The sequence below is a fragment of the Rhodoplanes roseus genome (genome assembly GCF_003258865.1).
Classification (GTDB): domain Bacteria; phylum Pseudomonadota; class Alphaproteobacteria; order Rhizobiales; family Xanthobacteraceae; genus Rhodoplanes; species Rhodoplanes roseus.
The window spans coordinates 1-268 of the sequence record NZ_NPEX01000845.1 but is presented as its reverse complement, the minus strand read 5'-3'; the positions used below and the strand labels follow the sequence as shown (position 1 = coordinate 268).

General features: G+C 63.4%; 1 pseudogene. It reads left to right on the top strand.

Annotated elements, in window-relative coordinates:
• A pseudogene (locus tag CH341_RS32675) lies at positions 1-268 on the top strand (photosynthetic reaction center subunit M); the annotation flags it as partial.

Below are 268 nucleotides of genomic sequence, written 5' to 3'. Positions count from 1 at the left end.
TTGCGCTTGAGCCGCCGCCTGCCGAACTTGGCTTCTGCGTGCTTTGCCCGCTCGACCAGGGCGGCTGGTGGCAGATGGCTGGCTTCTTTATGACGACGTCGGTTCTTCTGTGGTGGGTGCGTACGTACCGCCAGGCTACGGCGCTCGGTATGGGCACGCACGTTGCCTGGGCGTTCATGGCGGCGATCTGGCTGATGATTGTGATCGGCTTCTTGCGCCCGCTGCTTCTCGGCAGCTGGTCTGAGGCTGTTCCGTTCGGCATCTTCCC